The organism is Candidatus Tumulicola sp. (assembly GCA_035601835.1).
GTDB lineage: Bacteria > Vulcanimicrobiota > Vulcanimicrobiia > Eremiobacterales > Eremiobacteraceae > DATNNM01.
This window is the reverse complement of record DATNNM010000011.1, coordinates 58704-78417: the sequence shown is the minus strand read 5'-3', so window position 1 is coordinate 78417 and position 19714 is coordinate 58704. Positions and strand designations below refer to the sequence as shown.

The 19714-nt window shown below is 63.4% G+C and carries 20 protein-coding genes; 6 read left to right on the top strand and 14 right to left on the bottom strand.

Translation table 11 applies throughout. The annotated features are described in order from the left end of the window. The 11 genes from VN934_05150 to VN934_05100 form a co-directional block, all read right to left on the bottom strand. Nucleotides 1-480, bottom strand: coding sequence for a GNAT family N-acetyltransferase (locus VN934_05150; protein ID HXM18179.1), 480 nt, complete (start codon nt 478-480; stop codon nt 1-3). Continuing rightward, nucleotides 477-1400 carry an NUDIX hydrolase gene (locus VN934_05145; protein HXM18178.1) on the bottom strand — a complete coding sequence of 308 codons (924 nt, stop codon included), beginning with the start codon at nt 1398-1400 and terminating at the stop codon, nt 477-479. Before VN934_05145 ends, VN934_05150 begins: the two co-directional genes overlap by 4 nt. Continuing rightward, nucleotides 1391-2869, bottom strand: a complete 1479-nt coding sequence (locus tag VN934_05140) for a CYTH and CHAD domain-containing protein (GenBank protein HXM18177.1) — start codon at nt 2867-2869, stop codon at nt 1391-1393. Before VN934_05140 ends, VN934_05145 begins: the two co-directional genes overlap by 10 nt. After that, nucleotides 2862-4916: a polyphosphate kinase 1 gene (gene ppk1, locus VN934_05135; GenBank protein HXM18176.1), complete on the bottom strand. Its 2055-nt coding sequence runs from the start codon at nt 4914-4916 to the stop codon at nt 2862-2864. The genes VN934_05140 and ppk1 overlap by 8 nt, the downstream gene beginning before the upstream one ends. Nucleotides 4917-5066: 150 nt before the next feature. Then, complete coding sequence (locus VN934_05130) at nt 5067-5828, bottom strand: hypothetical protein (GenBank protein HXM18175.1); 762 nt, start codon at nt 5826-5828, stop codon at nt 5067-5069. 3 nt (nt 5829-5831) lie between these two features. Further along, a complete protein-coding gene (locus VN934_05125; GenBank protein HXM18174.1) occupies nt 5832-6590 on the bottom strand; it encodes a hypothetical protein in 759 nt (252 codons plus the stop codon). After that, nucleotides 6591-7382, bottom strand: coding sequence for a hypothetical protein (locus VN934_05120; GenBank protein HXM18173.1), 792 nt, complete (start codon nt 7380-7382; stop codon nt 6591-6593). It lies immediately after the preceding gene. A 4-nt stretch (nt 7383-7386) separates the two neighbouring features. Continuing rightward, a complete protein-coding gene (locus tag VN934_05115) occupies nt 7387-7545 on the bottom strand; it encodes a hypothetical protein (protein ID HXM18172.1) in 159 nt (52 codons plus the stop codon). Nucleotides 7546-7547: 2 nt separating this feature from the next. Continuing rightward, nucleotides 7548-8465: an ABC transporter ATP-binding protein gene (locus VN934_05110; GenBank protein HXM18171.1), complete on the bottom strand. Its 918-nt coding sequence runs from the start codon at nt 8463-8465 to the stop codon at nt 7548-7550. Next, the gene (locus VN934_05105) at nt 8462-8887 is read right to left on the bottom strand and encodes a GntR family transcriptional regulator (protein ID HXM18170.1); all 426 of its coding nucleotides are present in this window, start codon (nt 8885-8887) and stop codon (nt 8462-8464) included. The genes VN934_05110 and VN934_05105 overlap by 4 nt, the downstream gene beginning before the upstream one ends. 239 nt (nt 8888-9126) lie before the next feature. Further along, entirely contained in the window at nt 9127-9798 is a 672-nt protein-coding gene (locus VN934_05100; GenBank protein ID HXM18169.1) for a hypothetical protein, read from the bottom strand. A 100-nt stretch (nt 9799-9898) separates the two neighbouring features. On the opposite strand from VN934_05100, the gene VN934_05095 reads away from it, so the two are divergent. Continuing rightward, nucleotides 9899-10708 (top strand): creatininase family protein, encoded by an 810-nt coding sequence (locus VN934_05095; protein HXM18168.1) that lies wholly within the window; start codon nt 9899-9901, stop codon nt 10706-10708. Continuing rightward, the gene (locus VN934_05090; protein HXM18167.1) at nt 10708-12342 is read left to right on the top strand and encodes a peptide ABC transporter substrate-binding protein; all 1635 of its coding nucleotides are present in this window, start codon (nt 10708-10710) and stop codon (nt 12340-12342) included. The genes VN934_05095 and VN934_05090 overlap by 1 nt, the downstream gene beginning before the upstream one ends. Nucleotides 12343-12366: 24 nt before the next feature. On the opposite strand, the gene VN934_05085 is transcribed toward VN934_05090, so the two are convergent. Continuing rightward, nucleotides 12367-12783 carry a hypothetical protein gene (locus VN934_05085; GenBank protein HXM18166.1) on the bottom strand — a complete coding sequence of 139 codons (417 nt, stop codon included), beginning with the start codon at nt 12781-12783 and terminating at the stop codon, nt 12367-12369. 9 nt (nt 12784-12792) lie between these two features. Between VN934_05085 and VN934_05080 the strand changes: the two genes are divergently transcribed. Together VN934_05080 and VN934_05075 are read left to right on the top strand one after the other, a co-directional pair. Then, nucleotides 12793-13719: an aldo/keto reductase gene (locus VN934_05080; protein HXM18165.1), complete on the top strand. Its 927-nt coding sequence runs from the start codon at nt 12793-12795 to the stop codon at nt 13717-13719. Nucleotides 13720-13829: 110 nt separating this feature from the next. Further along, nucleotides 13830-15071 (top strand): hypothetical protein, encoded by a 1242-nt coding sequence (locus VN934_05075; GenBank protein HXM18164.1) that lies wholly within the window; start codon nt 13830-13832, stop codon nt 15069-15071. 114 nt (nt 15072-15185) lie between these two features. Here the strand turns inward: VN934_05075 and groL are convergent, their stop codons facing one another. After that, nucleotides 15186-16835 carry a chaperonin GroEL gene (groL, locus tag VN934_05070; protein ID HXM18163.1) on the bottom strand — a complete coding sequence of 550 codons (1650 nt, stop codon included), beginning with the start codon at nt 16833-16835 and terminating at the stop codon, nt 15186-15188. 18 nt (nt 16836-16853) lie between these two features. Then, on the bottom strand, nt 16854-17165 hold the full coding sequence (gene groES, locus VN934_05065; protein ID HXM18162.1) for a co-chaperone GroES: 312 nt from the start codon (nt 17163-17165) through the stop codon (nt 16854-16856). A gap of 253 nt (nt 17166-17418) precedes the next feature. Between groES and alr the strand changes: the two genes are divergently transcribed. Together alr and VN934_05055 are read left to right on the top strand one after the other, a co-directional pair. Next, complete coding sequence (gene alr / locus VN934_05060) at nt 17419-18525, top strand: alanine racemase (protein HXM18161.1); 1107 nt, start codon at nt 17419-17421, stop codon at nt 18523-18525. A gap of 5 nt (nt 18526-18530) precedes the next feature. Continuing rightward, on the top strand, nt 18531-19691 hold the full coding sequence (locus tag VN934_05055; GenBank protein ID HXM18160.1) for a sodium:proton antiporter: 1161 nt from the start codon (nt 18531-18533) through the stop codon (nt 19689-19691). The last annotated feature ends 23 nt before the right edge of the window (nt 19692-19714 follow it).

Here is a 19714-nt window from a genome sequence, read left to right as displayed (position 1 = left end):
TCACCATAAGTGCTTGATGTAATGATACTCGACGGTGCGGCTCAGATCGTGCAATTCACGCCTCTCCGGCATGCGCGCGTAGCCGAGCCCTTCGTACAGCTTGTGGGCTTCCGCAAAGCGCGTGTCGGTCCACAACTCGACGTTTCGCTTGCCCCGCACCATCGCCGCTTCCTCGACCATATGGGTCAGCCGCGTTCCTAGGCCCGTTCGGCGCGCGCCGCTGGCGATGTAAAGATGTTTGAGTTCGAGCCCATCACCCTCGGTTGGCGCAAACCCGCCACAGCCGACGATGGCGCCGTCCTTCTCCACCACCCAAAACTGGCCGCCCCAGCGCTCGAACGTGGTCGCGATGGATCGAAGCTGCGGCATCTCGCCATCGACCTCCAGTACGCAGCCCGGGTACTCGGAGAAGACGCTCCCGATGAGCGAGATCAAGCTTGTCGCGTCGTCGTCGCGCGCATCGCGGATCGTCACGCTCATGGCGGCGGTAAGTAGCGGCCGTACAAGAAGTCCTCGCCGTCGGATTCGAGCACCCAGGTCGAACCTTTCTCCCACTTCAGTTCGCCCTCGACGGCCAGACCGTCCGCCACGAGGTTGGTCATGACGTCGCCGATGACGTCGCCGTGGCTGCACAAGACGGCCGGGTTGGTGAGCGACTTGAGGAATGCCATGACGTCGTCCGCGTCGGTTCCCTCCGCGAGCACGTCGGCATTTTCGACTTGCAGTTTGTGTTGTTTGGCCAGCGGTTCCACCGTCTCGCGGCAGCGCACGTGCGGACTCGAGAGCACGCGCTCGAATGAAAACGCGCCAAGCCGAAGGACGAGTTCTTCAGCCTGTTTGCGGCCGGCCTTGGAGAGCGGCCGCAATTCATCGGGCTCGGCCCATTCGCTTCGGTTCAGCGCCTTTGCATGCCGCACGAGGTAGATCAGGCGGCTCATCTGATTGCGCAACGCGGTCCGCCCTTGGCGCTCGGTCGATCCGCCGACATCGGCGTCGATCTCGTTGGAGAGCCCGCGCAGAAGAGCGCGATCGTGCGAGTAGCTCAGCAGTGAAGCGGCCTGACGAACGGTCGCCCAGCGCAGTTCGTCGACTTCGCGGCACTTCCGGAAATGGCCGTCCAACGCGCGCATCACCCAGTAATGGACGACCTTCGGGCGGCCGCGGTGGTCCTTGTACTTCGTCGTACCGAGCGCGCGTTCCAAGCGGCAGCGCATGCCGGTCTCTTCTTCGACCTCGCGCAGCGCGGTATGCTCTTCGCGCTCGCCCGCCTGCAGCTTGCCCTTGGGAAGGGTCCAATCGTCGTACGAGGGACGGTGGACAACGGCGACTTCGAGAGCGCCGTCGGGCCGGGACCTCACGATCACGCCGCCTGCGGCTCGAACGACTGGGTTTATAGCCACGCGCGCAGTTTCTTCCGGTCGAACGCGCGCCATGCCTCGCGCCAGCGGCTGTACGCTTCGGCCTGCGCCGTCAGCTCAAGCGCGCAAAGCTGACCGGCCGCAAACGATAGCTTGCCCGCCGGCACGTTTCGCTTCAGCCAATCCTGCGTCACCACCGCGTCGTGGTGCTGACCGAGCACCTCCTGCAACGCAGCAGCAGCCTTGGAAAAAGCGCGCGCCCGTTTTCCGATGACCGGGGCGAGCGCCTCTGCCGCGTAGCGGCAGCGTTTCGCCCGGATGCGCAGCTTGTGCAGCTGCCGATCGCTCGGACGGTCGCCGAATTGCTCGACGCGATTGCGCGCGTTGCGCCACAGACTGGCGACCAGCGGCGGAAGCGCCATGATCGCAGGCTCGGCGGCGATGGGCGCAAGCGACGGCATGCGCGCCGCGTCCACTAAGCGCTTGAGCAATTCGACGTAGCCCCGGCTTGAGATCGTCTCCGACACGTGGCGCATGGCGTCGTCGCGCTGCGCTTGGGCGACCGCTTGAATGCGCCGCGCTGCCGCCCGATCCGGCGGGTGAAGCGTCTGTGTGCGCGCGCGCAAGCGTTCTTTTCGAACGTCGGCGTCTCTCACCGCGCCGAAATCATCGGCGAGCTGGTCGAGGTCCTGCCTGAGCGCCGAAGCCCAGTCGATGTCCATGATGGGCAAGAAGGTACGAAGAGCGCTGCGCAGGCGTCGAACCGCGACGCGCGCTTGATGTACCTCCTCCGGATCAGCCCTGAGGCGAACGCCGGCGTCGTGACGCAGCAGCCTGATCACGCCGTCGGCCAGCGCTCGGCGCACCACTTCTCCGGCCGAAGCATCGGGCGCAAGCTCCTCGGCTACGATCTCCGGCGGTCGGAGCGCACGCGACCCCAATGCGCGCGCCACTTTCGGCGTCGGATCTGGGGAACCGGCGCCGGCGGCTTGCAGCCGCACGACGACTGCGTCGAGCAGATCTTCGGGGGCGGCATCGGTCAGCTCGATTTCGACTTCCCGGAAACGCGACACCGCGCGGCCCTCATCGATGACCGAGACTGCGTCGAGGCTGACTTGCGCCAGTTTCTCGCCGCGCGAGTCGATGAGATCCGCGAAGGTGCGCAGCGCGCGCAGCTGTGCGACCTTATGCACCGGCGTGTCGCGAAGGTAGGCGCTGAGCAATTCGATCGCACCGCGCGGCGGCTGCTCCGCGTCGCCCTCAAATGGGTGCTCGCCGCGGACGAGCAGGGCGTCGCTCGCTTCAGTCGGCAGCTTGACCGTCCAAGCCTGGCCCGCGCGATAGCGCAGGCTGCAGCCCCAGCGCGTCAGCCGATAGTCGCGCGTGTCGAAGTAGGTCGTGTTGAGACGTTCCTGGCCTGGCTTCGTCGACGCGACGGCCGGGTGGACGCCATCGAGATCCGGAAGTTTGAAACGGGGCGGGGCTTCGAGTTTTAGCTCGCGTTCAAGCACTGACGTCGATAGGCGTTTGCGTCGGCATGCGCGCCAAGGCGAGTTCTTGCAGGCGCCGATGTGTGTTGATGCCGATGACGGTGGGCACCTTGAGCCACGTGCCCTCGGCGCTCAACTCCCATGCCAGCACGTCGTCGGCGAGATTGACGTCGAGGATCTCTTGCAGGCGCGCCTGGAGCGCAGGCTCGCTGACCGGCACGATCGCCTCCACGCGCCGATCGAGGTTGCGCTGCATGATGTCGGCGGACCCGATGAAGTACTCCGCGCCGCGCGCGTCGCTGCCGAAGCGAAGGATGCGCGAATGCTCGAGATAGCGGCCCACGATCGAACGCACGCGGATGTTCTCGGATAGCTCCGGCACCTGCGGCACGAGGCAGCAGATGCCGCGCACGATGAGGTCGATCTGCGCCCCCGCCTGGGATGCCGCGTAGAGCGCGTTGATGATGGCCGGATCCACCAGGTTGTTGACCTTCAGCACGATGCGGCCGTCCGGCGCATCCGCTTCGCGCTTGATGAGGTCTTGGAGCGCTGGGCGCAGCGTGCCCGGTGCCACCAAGAGTTTGTTGTAACGGCTTTGCTTGCTATAGCCGGTGAGGAAGTTGAACAGTTCGGAGAGGTCGGCGCCGAGCTCCGTATCCGAGGAGAGGATGCCGACGTCTTCGTACAACCGCGCCGTCGTCGGATTGTAGTTGCCGGTGCCCACGTGGCTGTAGCGGCGGATCCCGCCGGCTTCCATGCGCACGACCAGCGTGATCTTGGCGTGCGTTTTGAGGCCTACGATCCCGTAGACCACGTGCACGCCGGCCTCCTCGAGCACGCGCGCGAAATTGATGTTGGTGGCTTCGTCGAAACGCGCCGTGACCTCGACCAGGGCCGCGACCTGCTTGCCGGCCTCCGCGGCGCGGATCAGCGATTTGATGATCGGGCTCTCCGCACCGGTGCGGTACAGCGTCTGCTTGATGGCCATCACGCGCGGATCGCGCGCGGCTTGATCGACGAATGCCTCGACCGACGTCAGGAACGAATCGTATGGATGGTGGACGAGGATGTCGCCTTGGCGCAGCGCGCGGAAGAGGTGCAGCGGCTGTTCGACGGGCGCCGCCAATTGCGCGGGGGTGAGCGGAAGCCATGGTTCGTATTTGAGCTGCGGCTTGTCGAGGTCGGCGATGCTCCACAGCCCTCCGAGATCCAGCGGGTCGTCCACCGTGTAGATGTCGGACTCATCGAGTTCCAGTTCGCGAGCGAGCAGGTTGCGGACGTCATCGGTCATCGTGCGCGCGATCTCGAGCCGCACCGCATCGGGCGAACGGCGCCGCAGCCGCAGGACCGACTCGACCGCCTCGAGCAGGTCTTCCGCTTCGTCCTCTTTCAGCGCGAAGTCGGCGTTGCGGGTCACGCGGAACACGTGGTGCGCGATGATCTGCATGCCTGGGAACAGCGAGCCGAGGTGCGCTGCGATGATCTGCTCGATCGGCACGAAGCGCTCGCCGTCCGGCAGCTTCACGAAACGCGGCAGCAGTGGCGGCACTTTCACGCGCGCGATGCGCGGCTGCGTTTGCGCCGGGTCGCCGACGACGACGGCGAGGTTCAGCGAGAGGTTGGAGATATACGGGAAGGGATGGCCAGGATCGACCGCCAGCGGAGTGAGCACCGGAAAGATGTGATCGTTGTACATCTTCGTGAGGTGCGAGCGATCGATGTCGTCGAGTTGCGTCCAGTCGGTGAAGCGGACGCCGGCGTGCTCGAGCGCAGGCTTGAGCTGATCCTTGAAGATCGCCGCGGCTCGGTTGACGAGGTCCTCGATGCGCGGTTTGATGACGTGAAGCTGTTCGGTGACGCTCAAGCCCTCGGACGACGTCGCGCTGACGCCCGCGCTGAGCTGCTCTTGGAGCCCGCCGATGCGCACCTGGAAGAACTCATCGAGATTGCGGCTGAAGATGGCGAGGAACCTGGCGCGCTCGAGCAGCGGCACGCCTGCGTCCTCGGATAGAGCAAGGACGCGGGCGTTGAAGTCCAGCCACGAGAGGTCGCGATTGAGGTACTTCATCGTCCTGGGAGGAAGCGGCAGAGACCGAGCCCCGGCTCGGTCTCCAGTTTCAAGTGTATCGGGCAAGCATGAAAGTTAGGTAAAGTGGCCCCTAGTTCCCGGGTCCGGCGGCGGCCGCCTCACATTAAGAAGCCTTAGGCTTCAAAAGCCTTAGGCCTCGACCCGGCGCCACTGCAGGGCCGCGGCGACCGGCCCGCCGAGTGCGAACAGGCCCAGCACGAGGAAGCTCAAACCGAAACTCGCGGCGGTTTGCAAGGCCGCGGCGTGAACGCCCGAATCGGCGATGTCGATCTGGACGATCGTCGAAGCCGCGATCGGGTTGAACAGATTGATGAACGCGAATACGCTGTGCATCACGGGCGGCAGCGGAACGGCGCCCAAGACCACGATGATGATCGCCACCGGCCACGCGAGGCCGATGACGAGTCGGGCGCCTTGACAGCGCAAACGGGCCGTGAGCGCCGTCAAGAGACCGAACCATGCCAGGGGCGCGGCGCAATAGCGGACGAGCTGCCAGGCTGAGTCGGTCCCCGCTGCCAAGCGTAACGGATGACCGGCGAGCAGCGATAGCGTCACATAAACCGCGATCACGACGATCGCGAAAACGGCCGCGATCCCAAGCATATCCACGAGCAAGGTCCCAAGAGCGTAGCGAAAACGCGAAATCGGTTTCGTGCACGCGAGCTCGAGGTGGCCGTCGTTCTCGCGCGCTAAACTCGAGCCGAAAATCGTGGCGGCGACCGCGCCCAGCGTGACGGCCCACGAGAGCAGCTGCTTCCAGGAATCGAGCACGAGATCGTTCGTCGTATTGGTCGCAAAGGCCACGAAGGCGTACGTCAGCCAGCCCGCCGGCACGAGCACTGCAAACCAGAACAAGGACCTGCGGACCATCAGCCACTCTTTGTAATACATCTTTTACGCTTCCACCCGTTTCCATTGCAGCGTCGCTGCGAGCACGCCAATGACCGTGAGCACGGCAAGTGCAAGCGCATCCACGAGAACCTTGATGCCGACCTCGGAGGCGACGCCCTGTGCGTTCATCTGATAGGTCGCGTAAGCGAAGGGGTTCACGACGTTCAGCGCCGCGAAGATGGAGTGCCAAACTGCGGGCAGCGGAACGAGCGACAAGACTCCCATGCCGAAGGCGATCGGCCAGATCAATCCTTGCGCGAGACCGCTACGACCCCGATAACCCGCCGTCAACGCTTGCAAGATCGCATACCATGCGAGCGGGAAGAGGCTGAAGCGGAGCGCGTTGGCGAGGAAGTCCGAGTCGAACTGCCACACGACGGCCCGCTTCGCGAGGAAAAGCGCTACGATCGCAGCGGCGCCCGCGGTGAGCAGAAACGCGAGAACGATCCCGGCGACGTCGATTAGCATCACCTGAAGAGCGTAGCCGGTGCGCGAGATCGGGCGCGTGCCGACCAACTCCATGTGGCCGTCGCCATCGCAGTTGAGGCTGGCGCCGAAGACCGTCGCGAGGATCGCCGCCAGCACACCGGCGATCGCGAAGATCGCCACGACCGGAATGGCGGCCGTATGCGCTTTTGTTGCGGCATCCGGGCTCATGCCCGCGCCTGCGTTGATGACCATGATGACGATCGCAGCGATCGCGATGACCAACGCATACACCATCACGCCGCTGCGAACGCGCAGGAGTTCTTTATAGTACATCTATGCCTCCAGCCGCTTCCACTGGACGAGCGCGCCGAACGAGCCCAAGGCGATCACGGTCGCAAGCCCGAGCACGCCCAGCAGAGCGGCCTGCTCCGCGCCCATGACCTGGAAGGTGCCCATTCCGGTGTTGGCCGTGTAGTGCGCGTAGTTGAACGGATTGATGAGGTTGACGAAGCCGATGATGCCGGTCCAGACGGGGCCCAGAGGCGCTTGCTTGACCCCGGTCAGCCCGAGCGCGATCGGCCAGATCAGTCCCTGCGCGATTCCCGCCTGCTCGCGCAGGCTTGCGGTCAAGCCCTGCAGCAGCGCGTACCAGGCGAGCGGAAACAGCGCGAAGCGGATGGCGTCGACGAGGTCGGCCTGGTGGCTGACGAGATTGACGGCGCTTCTGATATGGATGAGGTCGAGCGCGAGGAGGACGGCAAAGGTGAAGACTTGCACGGCGAAGATCGCGCCCGCGTCTACCAGCATCTTGGACGCGGCGTAGCGGAGCCGCGACACCGGTTTCGTCCACGCCAGTTCGAGATGACCACGATTCTCGCTCGCAAGGCTCCCGCCGAGTATCGTCGCGACGATGGCCGCTAACAGCGCGCTTCCCACCCATAGCCCCATCAGCGAGAGGCGTACCATGCCTTGGTGAACGGAGGTGTCCGTCTTGTCGCCGGCGACCATGACGGCATGGGGAGGGAGGATCAACGCTGCGATCGCCGCCGCCGTGGCGATGGCGAGCACGACAATGGCGTAGCGGACGATCACGTTTCGCGCGCGCAAGAGCTCGACGTACTGCATCGTCCTATTGCCCCCGCGGGTGAATCGCCGCGAGCTCGTCGCGGACGGCTCCGAGCAGGCCCTCGAAGAGGGACTGGATCAGCGCGACGGCCGCCAAGACGACCGAGAGCGTCGCGCACACCAGGTTGAGGACGCCGGCTCTCACGCTATCTGCGTTCTGCATGACTAGCTCCCGTTTCCGACGACAGCCGCTGTGTCTTCGCCGACGGCGGCGAGGAAGATGTCTTCGAGATTCTGGTTGAGCACGCGCACGCTTGCTGGGCGAGCGTTGTTGATCGCCGCGACGACCCCGTTGCCGCCGCCGCGCACGTACGCGCGCAGCAGGCGTCCTTGCCGGATCACGCGGCGCACGTGCGGATCGCCGTCAAGACCGCTGATGAGCGGAGCCGCGCCCTCGAAGGTCGCTTCGATGACGTGCTCGTCCGCGCGCAGCTGCTCCACGTCGCCCGTCAGCAGCAGCTTGCCTTTATGCATGATGGCCACGTGGTCGGCCGCGCGCTCGACTTGACCGATTTGGTGCGAGGAGAGCAACACCGTCGCTCCGCCCGCAGCGGCATCGATCATAAGATCCAGGACGTGGCGCTGGTGCACGGGATCGAGGCCGCTCGACGGCTCGTCGAGCACCAGGATATCCGGCCGGATCGAGAACGCGAGCGTCAGCGCGAGGGCGCTCTGCTGGCCCTTTGAGAGCTGCCTCACCTTCTTCTTCGGATCGAAAGCGAAGAGGTCCAACAGCGCTTGCGCCCGCGCCGCGTCATATCGGCGAAACGAACGTCGGGTCAGCTCGAGATGGTCGTAACCGGTCATCCAATCGTACAGCGCGCTTTTCTCCGGCATGTACGCAAGGCGTTCGAAGAGCGCCGGGTGGAGCAGCTCGCCGTCAAAGCGCACCTCACCCGCGTTTGGAAACGCAAGGCCGAGGAGGCACTTGAAGGTCGTCGTCTTGCCCGCGCCGTTGGTGCCGAGCAGACCGAAGATCGAGCCTTTCGATACCTCGAACGACACATCGTCGACGGCTGCCGTGGGGCCGTAGCGCTTGGTGAGGCCGGCTACGCTGATCATCGAGGTTTGCGTGGTCATCATGATTGCTTGCCCTCTTCAGAGTGGGTGGTGGTGTTCGGATACCAGCGCTTGAGTTCGCGCTGGAACAAATCTGATAATTCCGTTGCGGTAAGGCCCATGGATTTGGCTTCGCGCACCGCTTGCGCGATCTGCTTCTCCGCGACGTCGGCGACGGCGCGCTTGGCCGTCGTCACGCTGCCGTTGGCGGCGATGAACGACCCGCGACCCGGGCTTGTGTCGATGACTTCGTCGCGCTCGAGTTCTCGGTAAGCGCGTGCGACGGTGTTGGGATTGACGACGAGGTCGGCTGCGAGCTGCTTGACCGTGGGGAGCTGCTCGCCCGGCGTCAGGACGCCGAGCGCAACGGAACGCTTCACCTGCTCCACAAGTTGGAGGTAGATGGGCACTCCGCTGCGCGGGTCGACGGTGAAAATTGCGGGCATGGGGCTTAGATCCTAGGCCCCCAGCCCTGGAACAGACTCGAACCGAGTCGTACGTTGATGAACGGGTGCGAGACTTCGTCAATGGTGTCGGCGTTGGATATGCTCTTCGTGTTCTTGATCATGACTGGGTCCTCTCTTTCACTTGAGTGTTATACTAGTACACTAGTACAATAGGAGTATAGGATAAGAGACGCTTTCTGTCAAGCGCTGGTTTTGTCCCGTTCAGTGGGAGTCGACAGTTACTCTTTGACGGCGTCCAGGAGCACGATGGCGCGCTGTCCGGAGCCGTGCAGTTCCTTGACCCCCCACAGCGCCATACCCAGCGGGTTGCTTTTGTCGAGCATCTGGTCGACCGATATGCCGACCTGCTTTTTGACCTGGCTTTCGATGCCGCCGCGCAGCATCGCCGGCAGCGCCTTGTACTTGTCGATCATGTCGATCGCCGGTCCGACTTTTTCGTAGACTTTCTTCGGATCCATCACGAGGACGAAGACCTCGCGCTTCTTGTCTTGCGTTCCGAACGTGGCGCCTTCAACGCCCCAATCGTTCATGAGTCGGGTGTCCGACGAGCCGCTGTCACGCATGACCAGCCCTTGAGGCGGTGCCGCGCGCATCTTGCCCAGCCAGGCCTCGAGCTGCGCGAGCGTGGCGGTGGACCGCAACAGCACCTCGTTGCCTTTATACGGGGTGATCTGGCTGTCTTTGCCCGGATTGTTCTTCTTGAGCGTGCTGGCCATCTCGGCCTGATCGAAAGCAGCCACGCCGACGGGGACGCTGTTCGGATAGACCGGAAAGTCGACGGGGTTGCGCACGGCGCCCATGGGCGTCGTCGCTAGGTTGCCGGTCGTGTTCTTGGCGCAGCCGGCAGTCACGACCAACGCAAGGATCGCGAAGACAGCGAACTTCTTCATGCAGGGCAGCCCCCGAACGCCCGTGTGAGATGAGCCAAGTTTATACGAGCGCGCGATTTAGCCTGCGGGGCCGCCGCCCGCGATGCCGAACCCGCGGCGCATGAGTTCCGTGAAGTATCGCTACGGCGAAATGACTTGGCCTGAGATCAAAGAGGCGGCGGCAGCCGGGCGCGTCGCCGTCGTGCCGGTCGCGACGATCGAAGATCATGGGCTGCACCTGCCGGTCGACACCGATGTCTTGTTGTGCACCGCGGTATGCGAGCGAGCCGCTGCCTTCGCGCCCGAACGTATCGCCCTCGTGCCGCCGATCAACCACGGCTATAGCCCCCACCACATGGACTTCCCCGGAACTATCACGATCGGCGCTCACACGTTCATCGAGTACGGACTGGACGTGTGCCGCAGCCTGGCTCACCACGGTTTCAAGCGTATGCTGATCGTCAACGGTCATGGCAGCAATGCGCCGTTCGTGGACATCATCGCCCGCCTGGCGGTGGTGGAAGCCGGTGTCCTCGCGGCCGCCGTGAACTATTGGTCTGCGCCCGGCGTCCGGCAGGTCGCAGAAACGCTGCGCGAGTCGGACAAAGTCGGCGGCATGAACCATGCCTGCGAGTTCGAAACGTCGGCGTATCTCGCGCTTCGACCCGACCTCGTCGACATGAGCAAGGCCCGCCGCGAGCTCGCCCATCGGCCGACCAAGAACTACTGGACCGATCTCGTCGCCGGTGACGGTCCGCTCGTGATGATGGAACCATGGAGCGCGATCTCGGAGACGGGCGTCATGGGCGACCCGACCAAGGCGTCTGCGGAGAAAGGCGACCGTCTGCTGGCGGCTGCGGCCCGCGGCATCGTTGAACTCGTCGACGAGATGCGCGCCCGTCCGCTTGCGCAGCGCAAGGACCACCATTGATGCGCGCTATCGCGCTGGCCTTGTTGGCGCTGACCGCGGCTGGCTGCACGAAGATCTCTTCCGAGACGCCGGGCGCCGGCGCCGGCAACTCGTGGACCATCCACCGAGTCTTGCGCGTGGCTTCGCGACAAGAACCCGACAACCTCAACCCGCTGTTCGGCACGCAAGTGGTCGACGTCGATCTATCGATGTTGTGGGCAGGCTACCTGTTCTTGTGGGGTGACGGCAACGAGTTGGTGCCCGAGCTCGCCACCGAAGTGCCGACCCTCGCCAACGGCGGCGTCAGCGCGGACGGATTGACCATCACGTACCATCTGCGTCGCGGCGTGAAGTGGCAGGATGGGGCGCCGTTTGACGCCGACGACGTCATTTATACCTGGCACCAGATGCTCAACCCGGACAATTTCGTGGTGAGCCGTTTCGGTTACGATCTCATCGCCGGCATCGACAAGCGCGACGCGCACACGATCGTCGTCCATCTCAAAAAAAGATTCGCCCCGTTTGCGGACACCTTTTTCAGCAGCTCCTCGAATCATCCGGATAGCATCTTGCCCAAACATCTGCTGAGCCGTTTTCCAAGCCTCAATCGCGTCGCATACAACAACCTGCCCATCGGCACCGGTCCGTTCAAGATCGTGTCCTTCGAAAAAGGCTCGCACGTGACGCTGGTCGCGAACCCTGCGTATTGGCGCGGGGCGCCGAAGCTCGCGAAGATCGAGTATCGCATCGTCGGAAGCGACAACACCATTCTCACGTTGATGCGCACGCACGAAATCGACTTCTACTATCGGGCGTCCGAGGCCCAAAGTCCGAGCTTGCGCGCGATCCCAGACACGCGCGTGGTGCTCACGCCGTTCACGCAATTCGCCGACATCGGCATCAACGCGGGGCACCCGCCGCTTGACGACATCCGGGTGCGCCAAGCGCTCGCGTACGCCACCGACCGGCGCGAACTCATCGACAAGGTCAGTCACGGCATCAACATGCCCGGCGACACGGATCAGCCGCCGTTTTTCTGGGCGTATGACGAGCGCACGGTCAAGTACGGCTACGACCCGCGGCGCGCGGCCCAGCTCCTCGATGCCGCGGGTTGGCGCCTTGGCGCAGACGGCCTGCGCTACAAGGACGGTCAGCCGCTGCGCTTGACGATGGTGGGCTATTCGGGCGCCGCCACGGTCAACGCCGCGCAAGTGATCATCCAGCACGAGTGGCGCCAAGCCGGCATCGACGTCGGCATCAAGCAGTATTCTTCGGCGCTGCTCTACGCCACCAAGGCCAACGGGGGTATCGAGCAGACCGGCAGATTCGACGTCGCATACGAAGAGTGGGCGAATGGAGGCGATCCGGACGACTCGATCTTGGTGACGTGCGGCATGGCTCCGCCGGCCGGCTGGAACATCTATCATTTCTGCGACAACCAGCTCGATGCGGCGGAGAACGCGGCGCTCGCCGAATACGATCGGAGCAAACGCAAGGCAGCCTATGCGACGGTGCAGGAGATCATGCAGCGCAAGCTGCCATTTTTCATCATCTGGTACGTGCGGCGACAAGACGTCGTCAACACTGATTTCAAAAACTATCGGCCCGCCCACGCGGTCAGCCCGTTCTGGAACTCCTGGGAGTGGCAGATCTAACCGTAGGTTTGTAGTGCCGGGGCTTTAGCCCCGGATCTGCCCGCGCGGGCGCAAGGCGATGAGCGCCACTGCCAGCGCTAGCCGAATCGCTGTTCCCAGCCAGATGAGCGGCGCCAACCGCGCGCCGCCCAGATGGACGACCATGGCGCCGTAGACGCCCAGCAGCGCGATCAAGATCATCAGACCTGCGGTCGCATCGATGATCGCGACGTTGCGTTCCGGATCTCGCGCTGCAGCGAGAAGCAAGTAGCTGAACGCCAATGCCAGCGCTCCAAAGGACATCAGCAGGACCCTTTCGAGTAGGCTTGCGCCTCCTCCGAACAACGCCGCCATGATCTGGGTTCCCCACGATGGGGCGAACAGGAGCAACACGCCGCCGACGCCTGTGAGCGTGGCGATGACGGCGAGCAGGATCCGAAGGAACGCGTGCGATGAAGTCATGTTGCGCATATGACCCTCCGCGAGAGCACTTCATGGAGCCGGGATGGTATCACCTTCGGCGACACGAATGCGCGCGCTTCTATGCGCGCCCACGCGTTTGGTCCCCTCGAAGTTCTTGTTCCGGTCATCGGTCAGGGGACGTGGCAGATGCACGACCGCGGCGCCGGTGCCGCCCGAGCGACGGCGGCGCTGCGGCTGGGCATCGAACTCGGCATGACGCACATCGACACAGCGGAGATGTACGGCGACGGCCGCGCGGAAGAGATCGTCGCCGATGCGATCGAGGCCATCCCCCGTGAACGGCTCTTCATCGTCTCGAAGGTGCTGCCGCAAAACGCCACCTATCGCGGCACCCTGCGGGCATGCGAACAGTCGCTGCGCCGGCTTCGAAGCGACTACCTCGACGTCTATCTGTTGCACTGGCCCTCGAGTCATCCGATCGCCGAGACGATGCGCGCGATGGAAGAACTCGTGGACGCGGGCAAGATCCGCGCGCTCGGGGTGAGCAATTTCGACGTCGACGAAATGGAAGGCGCGCGTCAAGCTCTTCGCCGCCACCCGCTGGCATGCAATCAAGTGCTCTACCATCTGCGCGAACGCGCCGTCGAGCACGCGGTCTTGCCGTACTGCCGGGAACATCGCATCGCGCACGTGGCGTACAGTCCGCTCGGCCAAGGCGATTTTCCGAACGCTCGCTCCGCCCAAGGTCAAGTGTTGGAACGCGTGGCGGGCCGTCTGGGCGCCACCGCGCGCCAAGTCGCGCTCGCCTTCCTCACTCGATTGGACGGCATGTTCGCGATCCCGAAGGCGGAAGCGCCGGAGCATGTCCGCGAGAACGCCGGCGCCGGCGACGTGCGATTGGCGGCGACGGATGTCGCCGAGATCGACAAGGTTTTTCCGCTGCCGCGCGCCGACCGTCCGCTGCCGATGAACTAGATCCTCATAAAAAAGGGCTGGGTTTTATACTACACGCCGTAATGTGCTAAAATATGGCGATGGCAATGCTACGGCCTCATCAGTTAGTTGGCAGAAACTTGGGGCGGTTCGTGATATGGGTTCTCGGCGTCGCGGCCTTTACGGCCGTCGAACGGGTCGTCAATTCATTCTTGGACGATCAGGAAAAACGCGGCCATGATATCGGTTGGCTTGGGCACATGATCGTGTCTACGGCCCCGGTTTGGATCATCGCCGGCGCGGCTACTGTCGGCTTGCTATATGTGTTTTGGCCGTGGCTGGCCACTCTATTTCACAAAACGCCGCCGGCAGAAGCACAACCAACCCAACCCGCAGTCGCGCCTGCACCCGCAGCTGGGATTGCTGTTCGAGGCGGTTCCGATATTCGACTAGAGCGTAATGTGGTCACGGGTTACGGTACGGGCATTGATGTTGACAACTCACAAAGACTAATTGCAGCGGGCAACGTGGTGACTGCAGAGAAAAACGAGGAGCGCAAGTGGTTAACTGTCGATCCTAAAGAGTTAACCAAGTTATACAAGGATAACACCAGCGTACAAGCCGACAAAAAAGTAGAACCTCACAAAGGCCGATGGATGCACGTTTCAGGAAAGATTGACTCCGTAAGACAGGTGCATGAATTGTATGGTGGCGGTCGCGAGGTAATGTTTCGGGTGGATTGGACAGACACTAACCCTGTCGCCTACCTCATGTATTTCGACGAGAAGTGGGCGGATGGTCTTGATACTAAGCATCCCGGCGACCTGATCCACGTGTGCGGCAAAATAGACTCTGTGGCGACCACGCTGATTGTGCTAAGGCAGTGTGAGCTGGAACACCTGACCAGCCCTCGCGGCCCTATTGCCTCGCCGCATCCATCACCGGCCTCTCAGACGCTTCCGTCTGCGTCTATGGGTCAACAACCTGAGTTAAGGGACGGTGAACAAATAGACGACACGCAACCAACCAACCCAAAACCGACGCTCGCTCCTGAAGAGGGCGCGTGGTTGCCAGTCGATCCTGATGAACCTGTCAGGCTCTGCTCTGGTCTTACTACCCTTCAAGGCAGAGCCATGATAGCCAAATACGTCGGTAACTGGATGCGCGTGACAGGTATGGTGCGCGAAATAGAGCCGTACGTGGATCGTAAGGTATGGATCACGCTTCAAAACATTCCAGGCAAGCGTTACCATTACACCCTGATATTTGATGATACGGAGTACGATGCTTTATTCTCGAAAACAATAGGCGACGAGATCAAAGCCGTCGGAAGAATAGAGAACATCACCGAACACGGCTACTTCCTAAAGTGCTGCCGTTTGGAAAGGCGATAAATGGGGCGAGATAACCCCCAAGCGCGCTTGATCAGCCCAGAAACTCTCAACATAATGCCAAAAAAAAACGCCCCGACCGTGCGGCCGGGGCGATAGTTTATTTGTAGGCAAAGCCTACATCATGTCGTAGCCGCCCATGCCGCCCCCGCCGCCGCCCGGCATTCCGTTGCCCTTCTTGTCTTCGGGCTTATCGGTGATGAGCGTCTCGGTGGTGAGCAGCAGCGCTGCGATGGACGCGGCGTTTTCAAGCGCGGAGCGTGTGACCTTGAGCGGGTCCACGATGCCGAACTTGAACATGTCGCCATAAGCGCCGGTCAGCGCATCGAAGCCCTCGGCGGCGCCTAGCGTCTTGACCTTCTGGACGACGACCGAGCCTTCGAAGCCGGCGTTTTGCGCGATCTGACGCAGCGGCTCCTCGAGGGCGCGGCGGATGATGTTCGTGCCGACCACCTCATCGGATGGCTGGCCGTTGCCGCCCTTGGCCTCCTCGAGCACTTTTAACGCGTGGACGAGCGCGGCGCCGCCACCCGGCAGCATGCCTTCTTCCACGGCAGAGCGCGCCGTCGAGACGGCGTCTTCCATGCGGTGCTTCTTTTCCTTGAGCTCGGTCTCGGTGGCCGCGCCGACTTGGATGACCGCGACGCCGCCGGAGAGCTTGGCCAGCCGCTCCTGCAGTTTTTCGCGATCGAAGTCGGAATCGGTGTCTTCGATCTGGCGCTTGATCTGCTCGATACGGCCCTTGATCTCTTCCTTCTTGCCGGCGCCGTCGACAAGCGTGGTCTCCTCTTTAGTGATCTTGACCGTGCGCGCTTTGCCGAGCTCGTTGAGCGTGACCTTGTCGAGCTTGAGGCCGAGTTCGTCGGAGATCACGGTGCCGCCGGTGAGGATCGCGATGTCCTTGAGCATCTCTTTGCGGCGGTCGCCGAAACCCGGCGCCTTCACCGCAACGCACGTGAACGTGCCGCGCAGCTTGTTGACGACGAGCGTCGCAAGCGCTTCGCCTTCGACGTCTTCCGCGATGATCAAGAGCGGTTTTTGCACCTGCACGACTTTTTCGAGCAGCGGCAGGATGTCTGCGATCGCAGAGATCTTGCGCTCGGTGATGAGGATGTACGGCTCGGTGAGCGTCGCTTCCATGCGTTCCGGATCAGTGACCATGTACGGTGAGATGTAGCCCTTGTCGAACTGCATGCCTTCTTTGAGTTCGAGCTCGGTCTTGGTGGTGCGCGATTCCTCGACGGTGATCACGCCGTCTTTGGTGACTTTCTCCATCGCCTCGGCGATGATGTCGCCGATCGCGCGATCGTTGGCCGAGATGGAGGCGACGCGGGCGATGTCCTCTTTGGTCTCGACCGGATGCTTCATCTTCTTGAGCGCCTCGACGACCTTCTCGACCGCTTTCTCAATGCCGCGTTTGATCGCGAGCGGATCGGAGCCCGCCGCGACGTTGCGCAGGCCTTCACGGTAGATCGCTTGCGCGAGCACCGTCGCGGTGGTCGTGCCGTCGCCGACGATGTCGTTGGTCTTGGACGCGACTTCTTTGATGAGCTGTGCGCCCATGTTCTCGAAGTGGTTGGGTAGTTCGATCTCCTTCGCCACCGTCACGCCATCGTTGGTGATGGTGGGCGAGCCGAATTTCTTGTCAAGCACGACATTGCGGCCCTTGGGACCGAGCGTCACCTTGACGGCGTCGGCGAGTGCGTTCACACCGCGCTCGAGAGCGCGGCGCGCGCTTTCGTCGAAAAGTAATTCCTTTGCAGCCATGGTTTTGTTCGCGCTCCTTTAACGTTTCACGATTGCGAGAACGTCTTTCTCGCTGACGATCAGGTACTCGTTACCGTCGATCTTGATCTCGGACCCCGAGTACTTCGAATAGATGACTTTGTCGCCGACCTTGAGCTCCATCGGGATCACGTCTCCCTTGTCGGTTCTGCGGCCGGGACCCACGGCGATGATCACGCCCTCTTGCGGTTTTTCTTTGGCGGTGTCCGGCAGGATGACGCCGCCGGTGCTGGTCGACGCCTGCTCGATGGATTCGACGACCACGCGGTCGCCAAGCGGCTTGAGTTCGGTTTTGGACGCGGTTGCGGGCACGGGAACACACCCTCCTTATGACGTTGTGCGATATTCGCGCCTCACGCGCGACCTGAAGGTCGCGCTCCACGCCCCGAAGCGGGGCGACGATGCGAGGACGAGAATGGTGGCTTTAGCCCCTGCGCGCGACCCTGAAGGTCTTGCTCCACGGGGCTTATCGGCTAAATTAGCAGTCTTGGCACTTGAGTGCCAATTTGATTATACCGGGAGATTCCGAGCTTGACAAGATGTTCCTGCCGCCCGGGTCGCAGCGGTGGCTGAAGCCCGCTCCTGGCTGGAAATCGACCTCGGCGCGGTGGTCGCCAACGCCCAGGCGTTGGCGAGGCGGGCGGCGCCTGCGCGCCTTTGCGCGGTGGTCAAATCCAACGCCTACGGCCACGGCCTGGTGCACGTGGCCCGGGCCTTGGCCGGCTCGGATTTGGACGGACTTCGGTTCGGTGTCTTCGCCGCCGGCGAGGCGTTCGCGTTGCGCGAAGCCGGGATCGAGCATCCCATCTTCGTCGTCGGACCGGTTGCTGATGACGATTTGGCCGCGGCCGCGCAAGCCCGCCTCGAGTTGGCGATCCTCGACGAGGGCGACGTCGACCGCGTCGCTGCCCGGCGTATCGGCGCGCACGTCAAGATCGATACCGGCACGAACCGGTTCGGCGTGGCGCGCGCGCAGGCCGCGGGCACGTTGCGGCGCTGCGCAGAGCTGGGTGTCGGCGTGGTCGGTCTCTACTCGCACCTCGCGAACGCCGAAGATTTGGACAAAGAATTCACGCTCGCGCAGCTGGCGGCGTTGAAGAAAGTTGCGGCAGAATACCCCGGGACGAAAGCACCGGCATTGCATATCGCGGCGTCGGCGGCGGCGATGATGTGGCCTGAGACACGGCTCGACATGGTGCGCTGCGGCATCGCGCTCTACGGCGAGTGGCCGTCGCCAGAAGTCCGCGCCGCCATGGCCGGCGATGCGCCTGCCTTCGCGCTGCGCCCAGCGCTGCGCTGGTTCGCACCGATCGCGCAGATCCGCGACGTCGGCAAGGGCGACAGCGTCGGATATGGATGCGCCTTTGTCCCCGAGCGCGACAGCCGCATCGCCGTCCTGCCGCTTGGTTATGCCGATGGTCTGCCGCGCGCAGCGGGTAACGGGCGCATGCGCGTGCGCATCGGCGAGGCACGAGCGCCGATCGTCGGCCGCGTCTGTATGAATGCCTGCATGCTGGACGTCAGCGACGTCCGCTCAAGTCCGGCGCGCCAAACTGTCGCCGAACTCGATATCGAGGATCTCGCGCGCGCTGCCGGCACGATCAACTATGAGATCCTCGCGCGCCTACCGGGGCATCTCGAACGCCGCTATCAAGGGCGAATCGCTACCTGACGCGTATGCCGCTGCGCATTCCGTACACGGTCTGGCTCGTCGTCGTGGGTTTGATCATCGGCCTCTTGCCGCATCCTCAAGCCATCGAGTTGACGCCGCGGTTGGTGCTCTTCGTCTTTCTGCCGCCGCTGCTGTTCGCCGGCGGCTGGAGCATTGACACGGATGAACTCGCGAAGAACTGGGCGCTGGTGACGTTGCTCGCGACGCTGGGCGTCGTGCTCGGCATCGCGATCTCTTATGTGCTTCTTGTGTTCGGGGCGCACATGGGGAGCGAAACCGCGCTCATCTTCGGTGCCGTCGTTGCGGCCACCGACCCTGTCGCCGTCTTAGCGCTGTTCCGCGCGATGCGCATCAATGCTACCGTGCAGACGGTCGTCGAAGGGGAGAGCCTGTTCAACGACGGCACGGCGGCTGTCACCTTCACGGTGCTGCTCGCGACGCTCGCGCAGTCGCGCGCGAGTCTCGACGTGCCCGCAGCGCTCTGGTATTTCGCGCTGCTCACCGCGGGCGGCGTCGCCGTCGGAGTCGTCGTCGGCTACGCCGTGCGGCTGCTCTTCAGAGTTGTCGCAAGGCGACTGCCGCTCGTCGCGATATTGACCGCGATCGCGGCGTACGGCGCATATTTCATCGCGGACTATTTGGGCGTTTCAGGCATCATGGCGGTCGTTTTCGCCGCGATCGTGGCGGCCGGCTCGCGCAGCCTCAGCAGATTGTCCGACCAGGATCGCGCGTGGGTCGGTAGCTTCTGGGCGGTGGTCGCGTTCGTCGCGAACACCGGAGTGTTCGTGTTGATCGGCGTGTCCATCCACATGGCCGACATCGCGGCAATCTGGCCCGCAGCACTACTGGGAATCGCGGCCGTCATGCTGGGCCGCCCCCTTATCGTGCATCTGTTCGCGCCGGTCTCGGCGCTGCTCGGCCGACCGCTTAAGCCGTCATGGAAAAACGCGATCGCGCTGGCCGGCATGCGCGGCGCTTTGTCGATGGCGCTCGCGTTGAGTCTGCCGGTCGGATTCCCGGACCGCGCGCTGCTCGTCTCCATGGTCTTCGCGGTCGTGCTCTTCACGATCGTCGTGCAAGGCGCGTTGCTCGAGCCGCTGCTGCGCGGCATGGGCCTGATCGGCGAGCGACCCGCGCAGGCCGCCGGACTTGAGGGGCGGCCTTGACAGGCACATCCGTTAGTGGTATC